Origin of the sequence: Ensifer sp. Root127, from assembly GCF_001425225.1 — a bacterium.
Lineage (GTDB): Bacteria > Pseudomonadota > Alphaproteobacteria > Rhizobiales > Rhizobiaceae > Ensifer > Ensifer canadensis.
Genome location: NZ_LMDX01000005.1, coordinates 56937 through 73915, shown reverse-complemented (window position 1 = coordinate 73915; position 16979 = coordinate 56937). Strand labels below are relative to the sequence as shown.

At 62.4% G+C, this 16979-nt stretch carries 16 protein-coding genes; 3 read left to right on the top strand and 13 right to left on the bottom strand.

All coding sequences use genetic code 11. The features are described 5' to 3' along the window. Position 1: 1 nt before the first annotated feature. Positions 2–1741, top strand: a complete 1740-nt coding sequence (locus ASD03_RS09525; protein ID WP_057213047.1) for a penicillin-binding protein 2 — start codon at positions 2–4, stop codon at positions 1739–1741. A gap of 83 nt (positions 1742–1824) precedes the next feature. On the opposite strand, the gene ASD03_RS09520 is transcribed toward ASD03_RS09525, so the two are convergent. Then, on the bottom strand, positions 1825–2427 hold the full coding sequence (locus ASD03_RS09520) for a nitroreductase family protein (protein WP_025428369.1): 603 nt from the start codon (positions 2425–2427) through the stop codon (positions 1825–1827). On the opposite strand from ASD03_RS09520, the gene ASD03_RS41240 reads away from it, so the two are divergent. Further along, the gene (locus ASD03_RS41240) at positions 2420–2887 is read left to right on the top strand and encodes a hypothetical protein (RefSeq protein WP_156407918.1); all 468 of its coding nucleotides are present in this window, start codon (positions 2420–2422) and stop codon (positions 2885–2887) included. The two genes, ASD03_RS09520 and ASD03_RS41240, sit on opposite strands and share 8 nt — an antisense overlap. Here ASD03_RS41240 and ASD03_RS09510 read toward each other — a convergent pair. The 12 genes from ASD03_RS09510 to ASD03_RS09450 all read right to left on the bottom strand — a co-directional run bounded on the left by ASD03_RS09510 (position 2884) and on the right by ASD03_RS09450 (position 15299). Further along, positions 2884–3480 (bottom strand): DsbA family protein, encoded by a 597-nt coding sequence (locus tag ASD03_RS09510; protein WP_057213045.1) that lies wholly within the window; start codon positions 3478–3480, stop codon positions 2884–2886. The genes ASD03_RS41240 and ASD03_RS09510 overlap by 4 nt on opposite strands. Positions 3481–3528: 48 nt before the next feature. Beyond that, a complete protein-coding gene (locus tag ASD03_RS09505; RefSeq protein WP_057213042.1) occupies positions 3529–4590 on the bottom strand; it encodes an LLM class flavin-dependent oxidoreductase in 1062 nt (353 codons plus the stop codon). 11 nt (positions 4591–4601) lie between these two features. Then, the gene (locus tag ASD03_RS09500) at positions 4602–5540 is read right to left on the bottom strand and encodes an ABC transporter substrate-binding protein (protein ID WP_057213038.1); all 939 of its coding nucleotides are present in this window, start codon (positions 5538–5540) and stop codon (positions 4602–4604) included. 76 nt (positions 5541–5616) lie between these two features. Beyond that, positions 5617–6561 (bottom strand): ABC transporter substrate-binding protein, encoded by a 945-nt coding sequence (locus tag ASD03_RS09495; protein WP_057213034.1) that lies wholly within the window; start codon positions 6559–6561, stop codon positions 5617–5619. Positions 6562–6638: 77 nt separating this feature from the next. After that, positions 6639–8414 (bottom strand): amino acid ABC transporter permease/ATP-binding protein, encoded by a 1776-nt coding sequence (locus ASD03_RS41080; protein WP_082555727.1) that lies wholly within the window; start codon positions 8412–8414, stop codon positions 6639–6641. Between the two features lie 43 nt (positions 8415–8457). After that, the gene (locus ASD03_RS09480) at positions 8458–9009 is read right to left on the bottom strand and encodes a GNAT family N-acetyltransferase (RefSeq protein WP_057207543.1); all 552 of its coding nucleotides are present in this window, start codon (positions 9007–9009) and stop codon (positions 8458–8460) included. Between the two features lie 25 nt (positions 9010–9034). After that, on the bottom strand, positions 9035–10222 hold the full coding sequence (locus ASD03_RS09475; protein WP_057213073.1) for a M20 aminoacylase family protein: 1188 nt from the start codon (positions 10220–10222) through the stop codon (positions 9035–9037). Between the two features lie 19 nt (positions 10223–10241). Beyond that, on the bottom strand, positions 10242–11591 hold the full coding sequence (locus ASD03_RS09470; RefSeq protein ID WP_057213032.1) for an LLM class flavin-dependent oxidoreductase: 1350 nt from the start codon (positions 11589–11591) through the stop codon (positions 10242–10244). Positions 11592–11614: 23 nt separating this feature from the next. Next, a complete protein-coding gene (locus ASD03_RS09465) occupies positions 11615–12610 on the bottom strand; it encodes an LLM class flavin-dependent oxidoreductase (RefSeq protein WP_057213029.1) in 996 nt (331 codons plus the stop codon). 377 nt (positions 12611–12987) lie between these two features. After that, on the bottom strand, positions 12988–13515 hold the full coding sequence (locus ASD03_RS09460) for a DUF992 domain-containing protein (protein WP_057213026.1): 528 nt from the start codon (positions 13513–13515) through the stop codon (positions 12988–12990). A gap of 322 nt (positions 13516–13837) precedes the next feature. Continuing rightward, complete coding sequence (locus ASD03_RS09455; RefSeq protein WP_057213024.1) at positions 13838–14050, bottom strand: hypothetical protein; 213 nt, start codon at positions 14048–14050, stop codon at positions 13838–13840. Positions 14051–14120: 70 nt separating this feature from the next. Continuing rightward, positions 14121–15299 (bottom strand): glycosyltransferase, encoded by a 1179-nt coding sequence (locus ASD03_RS09450; protein WP_082555728.1) that lies wholly within the window; start codon positions 15297–15299, stop codon positions 14121–14123. 330 nt (positions 15300–15629) lie between these two features. Here ASD03_RS09450 and ASD03_RS09445 point away from each other — a divergent pair, with 330 nt between their 5' ends. Beyond that, entirely contained in the window at positions 15630–16955 is a 1326-nt protein-coding gene (locus ASD03_RS09445; RefSeq protein ID WP_082555729.1) for a polysaccharide biosynthesis/export family protein, read from the top strand. Positions 16956–16979: the final 24 nt, after the last annotated feature.

The following is a 16979-nucleotide window of genomic DNA, read 5'->3' as shown; positions in this document are numbered from 1 at the left end:
TATGGTGCAACGGCTTCAATCGCGCGCGGATCGCCGCAAGCGCATCCTCTTTCTGATCGCCGTGTTTATCGTCGTCTTCCTGACGATGCTCATACGACTGATCCAGCTCGGCACGGCCGAAATCGAGACCACCGGCTATGTGCCGAAGCGCCCCTCGGTCGGTCGCCCTTCGATCCTGGATCGCAACGGCAATCTGCTGGCGATCGATGTGCCGAGCTCCGGCGTCTATGCCGAGCCCCGCTTCCTCGTCGACGTCGACGAGGCGGTGGAGAAACTGACGGCCATCTTCCCCGATCTCGATGCCCGCGAACTGCACCAGCGGCTGAAAAGCAAGGCGCCCTTCGCCTGGATCAAGCGTCAGGTGACACCGGCTGAGGAGCAGGCGCTCTGGGACGCGGGCATTCCGGCCGTCGGCTTCCAGCGGGAAAAGCGGCGTGTCTACCCCAATGGTTCGCTTGCCGCCCACGTGCTCGGCACCGTCGATATCGACAATATCGGCATCGCCGGCATCGAAAAATGGATCGAGAGCCAGGGCCTGGACGTGTTGCGCCAGACCGGCATGGATCTCTCCAACCAAAACCTGCAGCCGGTCACGCTGACACTCGATATCCGCATCCAGCACGCCCTGCAGATCGAGCTTGCCAAGGCGATCGAGAAATTCGGGGCAAAGGCCGGTGCCGGATTGGTGCTCGATATCACCAATGGTGAAGTGCTGGCGCTTGCCTCCGCGCCGGATTTCGACCCCAACACCCCCGCCGATGCGCTGAAGCCTGATCGTATCAACCGCATTGCCGCCGCCACCTTCGAGATGGGCTCCACCTTCAAGGCCCTGACGACGGCCATGGCGCTCGATTCAGGGCAGTTCAACATCCGCTCCGTCATCGATGCCAGCAGGCCGCTGGCCTTCGGCCGGTTCCGCATCCGCGATTATCGCGGGAAATACCGGCCGCTCAGCCTGCCGGAAGCCTTCATCCATTCCTCCAACATCGCGATGGCCAAGATGGCCATCGCGCTCGGCCCTGAGAACTTCCGCGCCTTTCTCTCTCGTTTCGGACAGATGTCGCGACTGACGACCGAGTTGCCGGAGAGCGCGCATCCGCAACTGCCGCGCTCCTGGCGCGAGATCGATACGGCAACCGCATCCTACGGCCACGGCATTGCCGTGACGCCGCTGCAGGCGAGCATTGCGGTTGCGGCCCTCGTCAACGGCGGGCGCCTGATCAGGCCGACATTGATCAAAGGCTCTGATGTCGAAGAGCGGGTGCTGGCCGCCGACCTCATCAAGCCGGAAACCGGCGAGGCCATGCGTTTTCTGCTCCGCCTCAATGCCAGAACCGGATCGGCGCGAAAGGCCGAAGTCAAAGGTTATTTCATCGGCGGCAAGACCGGCACGGCCGAAAAGGTCGTCGCTGGACGCTATGCCAAGGATCTCAATCTCACGTCCTTCATGGGTGTCGTTCCGGCCGACGATCCGCGCTATCTGCTCCTGACCATTCTGGACGAGCCCAAAGGGTTGCCGGAAACCTATGGCTTCCGCACCTCCGGCTGGAATGCCGCCCCGCTCGGCGGTGCTGTGTTCGAGCGCATCCTTCCGATGATGAGCCTGATGCCGTCCTTCGACGTCCGGGACGTGAGCTTTCCGTCGATCGTTGCGCAGCAGGCCTATGGTTCCGAGCTGTTTTCAGGCGCGACCCTGCACGGCGCGTCCGGCCATGACACACCCATTGAAGAGCCACTTTGAGGTAAGACGGCAATTGTGACCTGTCAGCCGAATTGCGGCCGAGGGCGAGACCCGCCCTCGGCAAAGTCATCGGAGCAATGCGTTCAAGACCGCTCGAAACGACCCTCGGACACGATCTCCGTCAGGGGTTTCCGCGGGCTCGGCACTTCGCGCTCCCGCAACCCCTCGGGCAATTGCGCCTTGTCGCCGATCCTGCCGATCGCCACGGCGGCTTCAACGCGGTAATCGGACGGCACGCCAAGCTCGGTCCGCGCCCTGTCGTAGTCGAGGCCGGCCATACCGTGCGCCTGCCAACCGGAATAGGCGGCCTGCAGCGCGAGCGCACCCCATGCGGCCCCCGTGTCAAACGAGTGCGTATAGGAAGGCACTTCCTCGCTGGCGCCAGGAGGCAGCAGCGACGTTTTCGACAGCACGAAGATCAGTGCGGAAGCCTCCTTGGCCCAGCTTTGATTGAATGCGTTGAGAATGCCGAACAGTTTGTCCCAATGCTCGGTGCCTCTGCGGGCATAGATGAAATGCCAGGGCTGGGCGTTATAGGCCGACGGCGCCCAGCGCGCCGCCTCCAGGATGCCGAACAGCTCGGCTTCGGAGATCTCCGCTCCGGCATAGGCGCGCGGCGACCAACGCTCGAGAAAGAGCGGGTTGATCGGGTGGCCGGCGATACGCGAATTGATTTCGATGGTCATGGCTTTCCTGTGTCGTGGCGTTGGTTTCAGCCTTCAGCCGCAATCGAAATCACCAGGTTTCGTACCGTTCGCGCCGACGGTTGAGATTGGAAATCTCGTCCGAAAGCTCTGCGATGCGGTCTCGAAGTTCGTTCGTTGTTCCGTCTTCGAAATCATCGATCCCGAAACAATCCCGCGCTTCGTAAAGCTCAAGCTTGCCTTGCAGGACATCTCGGATCGCGCTCAGGCGTTCATATTGCCGCAGGACACTCATGGCACACCTCATCAAAAGCCATCGTTGTCTAGGAAATGCGCAAACAACGGAAAAGGTTTCATTCGACTGCTCGGCTTCAAGCATCCTGAAAATTATCGAGTTAAACAGTGGATTAAAGGAACCTCGACCCAAAGATCGTACCAGGCTTGGAAAAGTGATCCGACGGCGTGCCGCGAGCGCTCGATCTCCGCGCCCGCCGATGCCTAAGGCCGCTCGCCTTGCAGGTGTTGCTCCAGAAACGGCAGATTGTCCTGGCCCCAATAAATCTCGCCGTCATAGGCGAACGTCGGGAACCCGAAGACGCCGCTCTTGAGAGTATGCTCCCGATCGGACGCCCATTTCTCGACAACGTCTGCGGCACTTTCCCGCGCAAGCAAGGCACTGCCATCGAAGCCTGCGCGCGTTGCTACTGCCTCGCGCACCTCTGACCGGCCGATGTCCTCGGCTCGGACCCAGAAGGCTTCCTGCAAAATCTCCGTCAAGGCGAACCAGTCCTTGCCGTCGAGATAGGTGGCAATCACCATCCGTGACGCAGGCGTGGGATCGGCGAGCGGCGGACGGCCGTCGAGCAGAAGTTCCCTGCCCCGCACATGGCTCCAGCGCTTCAGGTCGCGCGTGCCGTACGCTCGTCGCGCCTGCGGCCGATTGCGCGAGAAGATGCCGCCGTTTTCCTCGACCACCGTGGCCATGTAGGGCGTGATTGCCGCTTCGTGCCGGCGTGCGAGAGCAGCAAAGGCTTCAAGCCCGATGAACGACCAGGGCGAGCCGATCGAGAAGAAGTAGTCGATGCTTTTTGTCACTGTCAGATCTGCCTCATGGGTTTTGGATCTGGGATTGTAGGCAGCGGCCTAAGCCGCCGCCGGGTTCGCTGACAGCGTTCGAGCGGCCTCGCCCTTCGTCGGCGACCAACCAAGCTCCGGTGCGATGCGCGTAAAGACATCATCGAGGATCTGGCGATACTCGTCGTGTTCGAATTCGTAGGGCAGTTCGAGCCTGAGTTCGCGCACATGCGGGAGGATCGGATCGGCCAGCAGCCGTTCGAGGATCTGCTCGGACGTACCGACGAGATCGCGGGCAAACATCGTGCGCCGCTCGCCCTGCGGTGTCAGCGTGCGCTCATGCCGGCTGGCGGCGTAGTCGAGATAGCGGCGCCGGGTGCTGGCATCGGCGCCATCGAGCGGCACGATGACGCGCCCGAGCGCGACGCGTTTCTCTGCGCCCCCAGCCTGCCGATAGGTTTCGAGCTGGCGTGCCTGCGCCTCGAAAAAGTCGTTGGTCTGCTCGCCTGTCGTGACGTTGCCGATCAGGAGATTGAAGCCATTCTCACCGGCCCAGCGGGCGGAGCGCAAGGATCCGCCACCGTACCACAGCCTGTCGACAAGCCCCTTGGCATGGGGTTGCAGCCGCGGGCGCTGCGGGCCGAAAGGCGTCTTTATGACGGTATGCTCGTCGCCGAGAAACGCTCCACGCAGATTGTCGGCGAAGCGAAGAACGCGCTGATGGGAGAAATCGTAGGCGGACCAGTCTCCATCAAAGGCGAGCGGGCCAATCAAATCCACATGTGGCGGGCGGCCCGCACTCAGGCCGACATTCAGGCGACCCCGCGACAGAACGTCAACGGTCGAAAGGTCCTCGGCCAGCCGATAGGGGTTCTCGTAGCCGATCGGGATCACTGCCGTGCCGAGCTGAATGCGATCGGTTCTCTGGGTCGCCGCCGCCAGAAAGGCGGCGGCCGACGAGATGCCGGGCTCCAGGTGGCGCTGCCGCACCCAGGCGCTGGCGAAGCCGAGCCTCTCGCCATACTCGAGCAGGCGCAGCGTCTGCTCCAGCCCCGCCAAGGGATCGTCGCTCGCATAGTTTCCTGGCGTGAGAAAGCCAATGTGACCGATCGAGATCTTATGCTCTGTCATCGTTGCGCGCCTCAGGATTTCGGCAGGCCGGGAGGATTGGTTTCCGATTTCGGCAGCGCTTCTTCCGCCAGATGCCAGCGATCGAGAATTTTGGCATAGGTGCCATTGTCGATGAGGCCGTTGGTGGCGGCGGTCAGGGCATTGGCTAGGCCACTGTTCTTGCGGGTGGTGATCGCCACGTCGGATCGCTCCGGCCAACCGGCGCTCAAGGTGCCAACGCGCTTGATGTTCCGGTCGCGGGCGGCGATGAAGACGAGCTGCGCATGCGGCTGGACGATCACGTCGGCGCGGCCTGCAGCCAATGCGACAAGGCTCGTCGCCTCGTCGTCATAATATTGCAGCTCGAGCGGCTTCAGCCCGACGGAGACGTTCTCGTCGTTCCATTTGAGAAGAATGCGCTCCTGGTTTGTCCCGGCGCCAACGATGATCCTCAGGCCGGCGGCATCCTTCGGTTCCTTGATCGATGTGACTGCGCTGTCGGCCTTGACGAAGAAGCCATGCAATCCCTGACGGTAGCTCGAAAAGTCGAACTTCTCCTTGCGTTGCTCCGTCACGCCGACATTGGAGATCACCGCATCGTATTTGCCCGAGGTCAGGCCGAGCGGCCAATCGATCCAGGCAATCGGCATGAGCTCCAGCGTCAACCCCAGACTATCGGCGACGGCCAAAGCATAGTCCGGATCCGCGCCGATCACGGTCTTTGCGTCGGTCGCATAGGTCGCAAGCGGCGGCCCGCCGGGGCTGACGGCGACGGTGAATTTGCCGGGGGTGACGAATTTGAAGCTTGGCGGTATCGCCGCAATCGCCGCCTCGTTTCGTTCGGCACGGATGCGCCCCGGTTGTTCAGGACTGAAATCGAAACCGTCGGCGGCCAGCGCCGGGGCAAGGTGGAAAAGTGCCGTCGCAAATGCGGTGATGAACGAGGGGCGTAATGCAGCTAGACCAAGCATTTCTGTCGTCTCCGGAAGGGATGTTGAACGAACGGGCCGGCGACAAAAGCAGGCGCCGACCCGCAACAGGCAATGATCAGGAGCCGCTCTTCGGCAGGCCCGGTGGGTTGGTCTGCGACGCGTCCACCGCCTCGTCGGTCAGGCTCCAGCGCTTCAGCACTTCGCCGTATTTGCCGTTCTTGATCAGGTCGTTGATGGCAAGGGTGATCGCGTCGGCAAGGCCACCACCCTTGCGGGTCGTCACTGCGATCTCGGCCGTCAGCGGCCAGCCGCCGCTGGCGATGCCGACGACCTTGGTGTCGTTGCGGATCGAGGCGGCATAGGCGCGCGTCGCATTGGGATTGAATTCGACATCGGCGCGGCCGGACTGCAACGCCAGATCGCCAGCCGCACGGTCGTCATAATATTGCACCTCGATCGGCTTCAGCCCGGCGGCGACATTCTGCCTGTCCCATTCCAGGATGATCTTTTCCTGGTTGGTGCCGGCGCCGGTGATTACCTTCAGGCCCGCCACATCCTTCGGCTCCTTGATCGAATTGATCGGGCTATCGGACTTGACGAAGAAGCCGAGCACGTCGCGCCTATAGGTAGAGAAATCGAACTTCTCCTTGCGCTCTTCGGTCACGGTCACGTTGCTGATCACCGCATCATATTTGCCCGAGGCGACGCCGAGCGGCCAATCAGCCCAGGCGACCGCGACGAGATCCAGCTCGAGACCGAGAGAATCGGCCACCAGCGAGGCGAGATCGGGATCGGCGCCGACGACCGTTTTGGAGTCCGATGCATAGGTCGCGATCGGCGGATCCCACGGATTGACGGCAACGGTGAACTTGCCGGGATTTACGAACTTGAAGTCGGGCGCGATCGCCTTGATGGCCGCTTCGTTCCGCTCGGCCCGCACCCGGTTGGACGTATCCGGGCTGAGATCGAACTTCTCCTGCGCCTGAACCGAAGCCGTACCGAGCGTCGCTGCGGCGACCACTCCTGCCAAAAGCAGTTTTGCTCTATCGAAAAATGCCATGTACTTAAACTCCATTTCATCTTTGGGTTGCAGATTGTGTCGGCACGATCCAGCGTGCCCATGCACGCCTGGAATTTTCAGAGAACCTTGGCGAGGAATTCGCGGGTGCGCGGATGTTCCGCGGTGGTGAAGATGCGGGACGGCGGCCCGGCCTCCAGGATGCGTCCCGCCTCGATGAAGACGACGGTGTCGGCAACCTCGCGGGCAAACCCGATCTCGTGCGTGACGATCACAAGCGTCGTGCCGGTGCGGGCCAGTTCCTTGATGACATCAAGCACTTCGCCGACCAGTTCCGGATCGAGTGCCGAGGTCGGTTCGTCGAACAGGAAAACCTTCGGCTTAAGGGCCAGAGCCCGTGCGATCGCCACGCGCTGCTGCTGGCCGCCCGAGAGCTGCCGGGGATAGGCGTTGATCTTGTCGCTGAGGCCGACCCGCGCCAGCAGTTCCTGCGCCAACCGAACAGCGTCGTCGCGCTTGAGGCCGCGCACCTGCAACGGTGCCTCGATGAGGTTTTCCAGCACCGTCAGATGCGGGAAGAGATTGAAATTCTGGAACACCATGCCGATGTCGGCGCGGCGCTTCAAAATATCCTTCTCCTTCAGTTCATAGAGCGTGTTGCCCTTCTGGCTGTAGCCGACGAGATCGCCGTCGATCGAGATGAAGCCGTCATCGACCCGCTCCAGATGATTGATGGCGCGCAGCAAAGTCGACTTACCCGAACCCGATGGCCCGAGGATCGCCGTGACGCTGCCGGCAGGCAAGCTCAGCTCGACGTCATCTAGCACTTTCAGCGGACCGAAACTCTTCGAGATGCCATGGATGCGGACGGCACCGCCGGCGCGGAATGCAGTCGCGTCATGAAAACCGGTCTTGCGGGCGATGGCACCACTGCTCGCAACCTCGGCCAGCGGACGCCGAAACCGCGAGAAGAAGGCCTGGAACGGCAGCGGCACCGGATTGCGAACGGCCCCCTTGGAGAAATGGCGTTCGATATAGTGCTGGGCGATCGACAGCCCGGTCATGATCACCAGGTACCAGACGGTGGCCACCATCAGGAGCGGAATGACTTCGAGATTGCGGCGATAGATGACCTGAACGGTGTAGAAGAGCTCCGGCAGCGCCAGCACGTAGACCATTGATGTGCTCTTTGCGAGCCCGATGATCTCGTTGAAGCCGGTCGGCAGGATCGAGCGCATCGCCTGTGGCAGCACGATACGGAATGCCTGGCGATGACGGGGAAGACCGAGTGCAGCCGCGGCCTCGTGTTGCCCGTGATCGACGGAGAGAATGCCGCCACGCACGATCTCGGCAAAGAAGGCCGACTGATTGAGCGTCAGACCGAGAAAGGCTGCTGCAAACGGCGTCAGCAGCTGGGTCGTCGGGTAGTTGAAGAGCGTCGTGTCGGTGAAAGGAATCCCAACCGAGATCGTCTCGTAGAGATAGCCGAGATTGTTGAGCACGAGCAGCAGCACGATCAGCGGAATGGAGCGCAGCAGCCAGATGTAACCGAAGGACAGGCCACCGAGCAGCGGCGACTTCGACACCCGGGCGAGCGCCAGAGCCGTTCCAAGTAGCGAGCCTGAAACGGTCGCAAGTGCCGTCAGGAGCAGCGTCCGCCCAAGGCCCGCAAGCACCGGTTCTGCAAAGAACCATTCGGCAAAGACCGGCCAGCCCCAGCGAGGATTGGTCAGCACCGAATAAAGCACGCCGGTTATGACGAGCGCAGCAAACAGGGTGCCGAGCGCCCTGCCAGGATGGCGGGCCGGCACGATGCGATAATGCGCGTAGCCCGGATTGGGTTCGCTTGCTCGCCCGGTTCCGGCAACGCCGGCATAATCGGTCAAAATGGCCATGATGCATCCTCTCTGGATGGTTGGCGCCCGTTGGACGCCGGCGTTACGGGTGGCTCACTGCCTGCGGATGCGATGGGCGCGGCTCTCCGAGAAGCGCGAGCGACGCGACGAGATGGGTGATGTCCTTCTCGAACGGCAGCGTCTTGTAGACCTCCGGATCGGCAGCGACGTCGAACAGCGCCGTGTAGCCATTGACGAGATAGAGACCCACTGCCTCCGGCTGCCGGAAGCCGGTGGTCAGATAAATGCGGGAATAGCCTTGCCTTGCTGCTTGCGCTTCGAGTTCGAGCAGAACCCTGCGCGCCAATCCCTGGCGGCGCAGGTCGGAGCGCGTCCAGATGCGTTTGAACTCCGCGGTGCGGTCGTCGTAGTGCTTGAACGCACCGCCGCCGATCGTCTCGCCGTTGCGGATCAGCAGCACGAAATTGCCATGCGGCGGCGCGAAGGCATCAGGTGGATAGCGGTTGAGTTCTGCCGCAGCACCCTCGTCGCTGAAGTAGTTGCCGTAACGGCTGTCATATTCGATGATCAGTTCGTCGATCAGCGGCTTGGCACGCGGGTCGAGGGGGGTGGTGTAGAGAAACGTATCGCTCATGGTTTCGCCAATCCCGTTGTCGTCATCATGCGAGGAAGGTTTCGACCAGCCGCACCCAATAGCGGGCGGCAGGCGCGATGATTGCGTCGTTGAAGTCGTAGTTGGCGCTATGGAGCGACGCGCTGTCGCCATTGCCGACGAAGAGATAGCTGCCGGCCTTCTCCTCCAGCATGAAGGCGAAGTCTTCGCTTGCCGTGCGCGGCTTGAAGTTGCTCACGATCTGGCCGGGGCCGAAGGCTTCTAGTGCGACACTGCGGGCAAGCTCCGTCTCGGCGCGGTGATTGATCAGAGCCGGGAAGCCGCGGCGATAATCCACCTCCGCGGTGGCGTCGAAGCTTTCGGCCTGAGCGCACGCCAGTGCAGGTACCCGCTCGCCGAGCAGTGCGCGGGTCGCCTCGTTGAAGGCCCGCATGGTCAGCTTCAGCGCCACGCTTTCAGGAATGACGTTGGATGCCGAACCGCCATGGATCGAGCCGACGGTAACCACCGCCATCTCCTGCGGGTCGACATTGCGCGAAACCACGCTCTGCAGGGCGGTGATCAGCGACGCGGTCGCTAGCACCGGATCGACGGTCAGCTGCGGTTCCGCCCCATGGCCACCCTTGCCGACGATCGTGATGTTGCACTGGTCGACCGAAGCCATGGCGGCACCGGCAACGAAGCCGAATTGCCCTGTTGGAACGCCCGGCCAGTTGTGCAGGCCGAAGACGGCGTCGACGGGAAACCGTTCGAACAGCCCTTCGGACAGCATCTTGCGCGCGCCGGCGCCGATCTCTTCGGCCGGCTGGAAGATCAGCCGCACGGTGCCGTCGAAGCGGCCTGCTTCCGCCAGATAGCGTCCGGCGGCAAGCAGGATTGCCGTGTGGCCATCGTGCCCGCAGGCATGCATGACGCCGCGATGGACGCTGGCATGGGCAAGACCCGTTGCCTCCTCGATCGGCAAGGCGTCCATGTCGGCACGGATGCCGATGCTGCGTTGGCCTTCACCCCGGCTCAAGGTGGCGACGACACCGGTTCCGCCAATTCCCGTTGCCACCTCGTAGCCCCAGGAAGAGAGCCGACTGACGACGATTTCGCTGGTGCGGTGTTCGTGAAACGCAAGTTCCGGATGGCGGTGGAGATCGTGGCGTAGCGCGACGATCTCATCGAGATAGGCGCCGATGCCTCGCTCGACCGCGTCCCCCGCCTGTGTGTCCTTGACGATCATGTTCATCGGCGGCTCCGTCGACGCCTCAAGCGCCGACGGCCCTTCCCTGCTCGATCTCTTCCGCCGCCGCCGCATAGCGGCTCTCCCTGTAGGGCAGCCCCAGATGATCACGCAGCGTCTCGCCCTTCAGATGCGGGTCGAAATAGCCGCGCTCTTCAAGAATCGGCAGCACGTGGGCGGCGAAATCCTGCAGGCCTTCGGCAATGACCGGGAAGCCGAGGATGAAACCGTCTGCAGCGTCGCCATCGACCCAACGGATGATCTCGTCGGCGATGTGGTCTGCGGTGCCGATGAAGGCGGTCCGCGGCGTCGCAACATCAAGCGCGATCTCGCGAAGAGTCTGGCCGGTCTCGCGCGCCGTCTTCTTGATGCGGTCGGTCGTCGCGCGAAAGCTGTTCTTGCCGATATCGCCGATGTCGGGGAACGGTTCGTCCAGGGGATAGGCACTGAAATCATGGTGATCGAAGAACCGGCCGAGATAGAGGAGCGCCTCCTCGACCGTGACCAGCGCGCGGATTGCCTGATACTTGGTCTCCGCCGCCGCGGCCGTCGAGCCGACGATCGGCGCGATGCCGGGGAAGAGGCCGATATCGGCCGCCCTTCGGCCTTGAGCAATCGCACTCTGCTTGATCTGCTTGTAGAAGGCTTGAGCATCGTCGATCGGGCCGCCATTGGTGAAGACGGCATCGGCATGTTTGCCGGCAAGACGGATACCTGAATCGGAAGCCCCTGCCTGGAAGATCACCGGCTGTCCCTGGCGCGACCGGCTGATGTTGAGCGGCCCTTCGATGCGGAAGAAACGGCCTTTGTGGTTCAGACGGCGCATCTTGGCCTTGTCGACATAGACGCCAGCCTGACGGTCACGGACAAAGGCATCGTCGTCCCAGGAGTCCCAGAGGCCCTTGGTCGCATCCAGATACTCGTCGGCGATCTCGTAGCGCAGCTCATGTTCCGGATGCTCGCGCCCATAGTTGCGGCCGGAGCCCTCCAACGGCGAGGTCACCGCGTTCCATCCGGCCCGCCCGCCGCTGATCAGGTCGAGCGAAGCGAACTGGCGGGCGATGGTGAAGGGGTCGCTGTAGGAGGTCGAAACGGTACCGACGAGCCCGATCTTCGAGGTCGATGCGGCAAGCGCAGACAGAATGGTCAGCGGCTCGAAGCGGTTGAGAAAATGCGGGATCGACTGTTCGTTGATATAGAGGCCGTCGGCGACGAAGGCGAAAGCGATACCGGCGGCTTCCGCCTTGCGCGCCGTGTCGACGAAGAATCCGAAGTTGACGCTAGCGTCGGCGGGACCGCTCGGATGCTTCCAGGCATTCATGTGGCCGCCGGGGCCCTGCAGCATGATACCGAAGGTGACATTTTTCTGGGGCATGGACGAGATCCTTGTGCGGATGTTCAGGCGACGAGCGAAAGCCGCTCTCTGGCGATGAGTTCGATCGATGCGAAGCGTTCGGCCGCAGGAAGGGCTGGCGTGTCGATCACGAATTCCTTGACGCCGTAGCGGCGGTGAAGCGCATCAAGCTCCTGGCGGACCTGCCGCGGCGTTCCGTGCAGCACGCTCGGGCTCTTTTCCTCGACGCGGTAGTCGCTGACGCCCGCCTGGCGCGCGAATTCGGCCGCCTGTTCCTCACTGCCGACATTGACGCTTTGGCCGTTGCCGAGGAAAACCTTGAATATACGAAGGCCGGCGACGCGCTCGCGGGCGCGCTCCTCGCTTTCCGCTGCCAGCGCCGCGACTGCCAAAATCGGCCGACCACCGCCCGTTGCGCGCTCGTAAGCCGCAACCGTTCGCTCGATGTTGTCCGGATCACCATTGAGATGCGCGGCAAACACCAGTTGCCAGCCTTTTGCAGCGGCAAGTTCCGCACTCTCGACACTGGCCCCAAGCAGGAACCTTTCAGGCGCATGGACGGGCAAGGGCGTTGCCAGCAACGCTCCGTCTTCGGATTTTCCGGGCGCAAGATAGTGGTTGAGATCGCTCAGCTGTTCGGCAAAACCCGGCTTGCGCTCGGGATCGATGCCGATCTGTAGCGCCCGTGTTGAGAGAGGAAAGCCACCCGGCGCCTTGCCGACACCGAGATCGACCCGTCCGGGGGCAAGTGATGCCAGGAGGTTGAACGTTTCGGCGACCTTGTAGGCGCTGTAATGCTGCAGCATGACGCCGCCGGAGCCGATGCGGATCTTGGATGTGCGCGCCAGGAGATAGGCAATCAGCGTTTCGGGCGCCGAGCTTGCCAGCCCTGTCATGTTGTGATGCTCGGCCAGCCAGAAGCGGTGATAGCCCCACTCTTCCGCTTTCGCCGCCAGCCTGGCGGTTACCTGCAGCGCGTCAGTTGCGGTGGTTCCCGGATCGATCGGGCTCTTGTCGAGAAGACTGAGAAGATAGGACATGCCAAGTGTTCCAGATTGTCTCGGCGCCCTTGCTGGTCGCCTTTAATCTATAAAACACATAGACAATATGCATTATAAGAAATGCATTTCTATTTCGGGGCGGGATGAGAGAAAAACCCGCCCAAAGCTTGCAGCCTGGAATCTCGCTGAAGACAGGGTGCGCCACATGTGGTCGGCGCTGGAAGCCAGCCGTTCGACCGGAAGTGCAGGAGATGGGCTGCAGTCAGCCTTGCGGGAATAACGCCGAGGCGTGGTCCGGCGACAGGATTGCTCGACGCCAGCTTCGACTGAGGCAGCGCGGCGACCCTGAGGTGTGGAGGCGGCGAAAAAGGATGGAGAAGCACCGGCGCGCAGCAGAGCCGCGCGCCGCTCGCAGATCAGTTCACCGAAGTGAGCGTCATCGACGTGCCGGTCGCGGCAACGTTGAGGCCGAGTTGACCCGTCACACTGACCGTCTGCAGGTGAATGGCACCGGCCGTACCGCCGATGAGAATGTTGGCCCCGACGCCTGCACCGAGCGTCGCTTCGGCGGTCGCACCCTGGTAGATGCCGCTCAACGCGCCCTTGTGATAGCCGGCGGTCGGCGCGAACACCGCCCAGATCAGCCGGCTGCGGGTGGTGAAGCCGACATCGACGCCGAGCTTGCGGATCGCACCGGCATAGTGGTCGGAAGCCTCCGCGCCGACGGTCGGACGGAAGACGCATTGGACTTCCTTGGCCGAACCCAGGACATAGCCGGCACCGCCGGCAATGTTGCAGTCGAGGTAACCGATCTTGACGCCACCGCGCGCGTCCGGCTCCCGGTAGGTCTCCTTGTAGGTCGGCAGGTCGGCGGCATTGACAGCCCACGCACCGGCAGACGCCAGGGTTGCAGCAGCAAGCGCCATCGCAAGACTCTTTTTCATAGTTCGCTCCTTTTCGGGTCGTTATTGATCAACAGCACTCGGTCTTTTTGGAAAACGAATCGAGCGACAGAGACGTCACCGTTGAACGCCGATCGGACATTTCGAAGGCACCGCTCCGGGCGCGAGCACCCGGATGCAAGTTTGCGGCGGACTGTTGCTGATGGAGAACACCAATCGCCTGCGGACACCTGCCGAAGGGCAGTTGCGCCAATATGGACATAGGATGGCGATAGCGTCGGACCAGTGTGGCTCGAAAGCCGCATAGCGAGACAGATCTGCAGAAGGTGCCGCCACCGGGAGCGTCGCTTCAACCGCCCATCCGTCAGCCTGCCTTGCGGTCAAGCCCCGTCAGCCACCCAACCGTCATCAGAACGAGGATTGCCGCAAGGGCAAGCACACCGACGGCATACATCACGAGGAATTCGAGGATGCGCGGCACGAATAGCAGCGCCTGTCTCGGGCGCGATTGAGCACCACGCCAAGCGGGCAGCTCATCCCGATTGAAAGCCTCCAGCCGACGAACAAGAAAACGCATGTCCACCTCTTCCGGCCGACGGCAAGCCAAGGTGGCGCGCCGGCAATTCCCGTTTGAACATCGACCGCCCTCAATGCAGCGGCGTCGCGCTTTCCGCGTCGCGCATTTGAAACCCGCCGATCGCCAGTTTTCCGTCGCCGAACGGCAGCGCGCGGCGCTGACGAAGCTCGTCATCGATCACCGCCTGCATGCCGGACTTGAATTTCCTGACGCTGAACTGGGCAGTGTGTGTCCTGATGACGTCGGGCCGGAAGGTATCTTCGCGCGCCTCGAAAGCGTAGATCGCCTTGATCAGCGCGTCGACACTCTGCTGCTCGAAAAGCATGCCCGTCAGATTGGGCACGACGGTTTCAAGCGCCCCCCCGGCGCCAAAGGCGATGACCGGACGGCCGCTCGCCATGGCCTCGACAGGCACGATGCCGAAGTCTTCCTCTCCGGGAAAGACAAGAGCGCGGCAGCGCGAGAGCTTTTCCTTCAGCACTGCAAAAGGCGCGCGCCCGAGGAAGGTGACGGTGGGACCGGCCATGCGCTTCAGCCTGACGATGTCCTGTTCCTTGCCGTCGCCGATCACGACCAGGTTCTTGCCCATCTTCGTGAACGCCTCGACCGCGAGATCGATTCGCTTGTAGGGGACGATCTGCCCCGCACAAAGATAGAAATCCTCGATCTGCGTCGAGGGTGCGAAGTCCTCTGTGCTCACAGGCGGATAGACGACCGTGGCCGGACGTCGGTAGTATTTGCCGATGCGTGCCGCAACATGATGGGAATTGGCGACAAACCGATCCACCCGCATGCTGGTATTGACGTCCCAACTGCGCAGCATCGGCGCCAGCACCGGCATCATCATCCGTGACAACAGGCCCGCGCTCGACCGATAGGCATGGTAGTGATCCCAGAGATAGCGCATGGGAGAATGGCAGTAGCAGATGTGTGCTGCATGTGGCGGCGGGATGATCCCCTTCGCCGGCCCCGACTCACTCGAAATGATCAGGTCGTAGCCGCTGAGATCGAGGCTCTCGAGCGCAAAAGGCATCAGTGGCAGCAGCGACTGATAGTGCCCGATCGCTCCCGGAATGCGCTGTAGGAATGACGAGGTGACCTTGTGCTTCTTGATCTTGTCGGACACGCGGCCCGGATCATAAACCAGGGTGAAGATGTCGGCCTCGGGATAGAGGTCGCAAAGCGATTCAATCACCTTCTCCCCGCCGCGCATCGATACCAGCCAATAATGAACGATTGCGACGCGCATAGTGCTCCCCTCTGAAACGATCCTGCCGCAGCATGGGACACACAAGGTGCGCGTGCACAGAGCCAAGATCGGTCCGGGGGTGCATCCGAAGGAACGATCGTCATACCCGAAAGGTTTAGCGGCCGGTGGCGGACGACCCGGGTTTAGCCATAGGCCGAGGCAATCCTATCCGATGGTGCCGCCAGTTTAGGGATATTCCCCTAAAGGGATTACCCACGATTAGACCGCAGGGAATTTACCTCGAACGTTTTGGGCCGACAATCAATCCGACGCGCCACACCAAGCCGAGCTGTCCGGTACCGTGGCGCGCTGGAACATCAGCGAGGCCCCATGCCCCATGCCGATCACCGTATTCTGCATCGCCTGTCGTCGCTTGGCCGTGTCTCGACCCTGTACCTGGCGATCGGCCTGAGCACTCTTGCTCCCATCCATCAGGCCCATGCCGAGCCCGTGTTCCGTTTGCAACCCCAGACAAGGGTCAAGGTCGCGATCGTCGAATGGGTCGCGGCGACCGGGGAATACAAGGAATGGACCGCGCTCAACGGAGAATATGTCGTATCCCCCGCTGGCACGATCTCGGTTCCGCTGGTCGGCGAAGTGAAGGCCAAGGATCGGACACCCGCAGAACTGGCGGCCACGATCGCCGACCTCCTGAAGGAGCGCACCGGCCTCAGCAAGGCGCCGGAGACATCCGTCGAAGTTGTCCGCTACCCGATGATCTATGTCACGGGTCTGGTGGACCGGCCGAGCGAGCTGGAATTCCGCCCGGGCATGACTGTGATGCAGGCGGTGGCCATGGCGGGCGGGCGCGAACGCCGTACGAACCCTGCCGGCGGCTACTCCGACATGGAGCAGATCCGCTACACCGGCGAGTTGAACCGGATGGAACTTGAGATGATGCAACTCGCCGCCCGTCGGGCGCGGCTGAGGGCCGAGTTCACCGACGGCCCCAAGATCGAGTTTCCCCAGGCGCTCAAGGCCGCCGATAGCGCCGCCATCCAGCAGATCGTACGCGACGAGAGCACGCTCTTCGATGCCCGGATCGAAGCCATGCGCCGCCAGCTCGATTCCCTTGCCGAGCTCGGCACGCTGCTCAAGAACGAAATCGATGTGCTCGATGAAAAAACGGCCGTCCAGCAGCGTCAGATCGAGATCGCGCAGGACGAGCTCAAAGGCATATCGAAGCTGGTGAACGACCAGACGGTGACGAAGTCGCGGCAGACGTCGCTCGAGCGGATCGTCGCAGAACTGCAAAGCGACAAGCTCGACCTCCAGGTGGCCGCCATGCGCGCCAAGCAGAAACTCAGCGAAACCGAACGCGATGCCGTGACCTTGCAGGGTCAGCGCCGAACCGAAGCCGGCCGCGACCTGCAGACGACGGAAGCCGCGATCGAAGATCTGAAGCTCAAGCGCAGCACGACGCTGCAACTGCTGCAGATCAACGGCGCTTCGCTTTCCCGTTTCGCCGACAGGAAGGCAATGGACCTGGAGCCGCTGGAGTACTGGATAACACACGGCGGCGGCACCGACCCGGCCGTGAGAGTTACGGAAGCAACATTGCTGGTTCCGGGCGACGTGCTCGACGTGCGCTCGGCGCTGACGGCAGCGCTGGATAACAAGCTTCTGACATCGGTGGGCATCGAGCAGTCCCAATAGCAACGACAGATCAACTGTGGCGCA

Coding starts and splice junctions, on each gene's coding strand:
- ASD03_RS09455 (WP_057213024.1), bottom strand. CDS start 14,050: ATGCGTTTTCTTGTTCGTCGGCTGGAGGCTTTCAATCGGGATGAGCTG.
- ASD03_RS09520 (WP_025428369.1), bottom strand. CDS start 2,427: ATGACCATCGAAATCAATTCGCGTATCGCCGGCCACCCGATCAACCCG.
- ASD03_RS09445 (WP_082555729.1), top strand. CDS start 15,630: ATGCCCCATGCCGATCACCGTATTCTGCATCGCCTGTCGTCGCTTGGC.
- ASD03_RS09500 (WP_057213038.1), bottom strand. CDS start 5,540: ATGCTTGGTCTAGCTGCATTACGCCCCTCGTTCATCACCGCATTTGCG.
- ASD03_RS09465 (WP_057213029.1), bottom strand. CDS start 12,610: ATGTCCTATCTTCTCAGTCTTCTCGACAAGAGCCCGATCGATCCGGGA.
- ASD03_RS09480 (WP_057207543.1), bottom strand. CDS start 9,009: ATGAGCGATACGTTTCTCTACACCACCCCCCTCGACCCGCGTGCCAAG.
- ASD03_RS09460 (WP_057213026.1), bottom strand. CDS start 13,515: ATGAAAAAGAGTCTTGCGATGGCGCTTGCTGCTGCAACCCTGGCGTCT.
- ASD03_RS09525 (WP_057213047.1), top strand. CDS start 2: ATGGTGCAACGGCTTCAATCGCGCGCGGATCGCCGCAAGCGCATCCTC.
- ASD03_RS41240 (WP_156407918.1), top strand. CDS start 2,420: ATGGTCATGGCTTTCCTGTGTCGTGGCGTTGGTTTCAGCCTTCAGCCG.
- ASD03_RS09495 (WP_057213034.1), bottom strand. CDS start 6,561: ATGGCATTTTTCGATAGAGCAAAACTGCTTTTGGCAGGAGTGGTCGCC.
- ASD03_RS09505 (WP_057213042.1), bottom strand. CDS start 4,590: ATGACAGAGCATAAGATCTCGATCGGTCACATTGGCTTTCTCACGCCA.
- ASD03_RS09450 (WP_082555728.1), bottom strand. CDS start 15,299: ATGCGCGTCGCAATCGTTCATTATTGGCTGGTATCGATGCGCGGCGGG.
- ASD03_RS09470 (WP_057213032.1), bottom strand. CDS start 11,591: ATGCCCCAGAAAAATGTCACCTTCGGTATCATGCTGCAGGGCCCCGGC.
- ASD03_RS41080 (WP_082555727.1), bottom strand. CDS start 8,414: ATGGCCATTTTGACCGATTATGCCGGCGTTGCCGGAACCGGGCGAGCA.
- ASD03_RS09475 (WP_057213073.1), bottom strand. CDS start 10,222: ATGAACATGATCGTCAAGGACACACAGGCGGGGGACGCGGTCGAGCGA.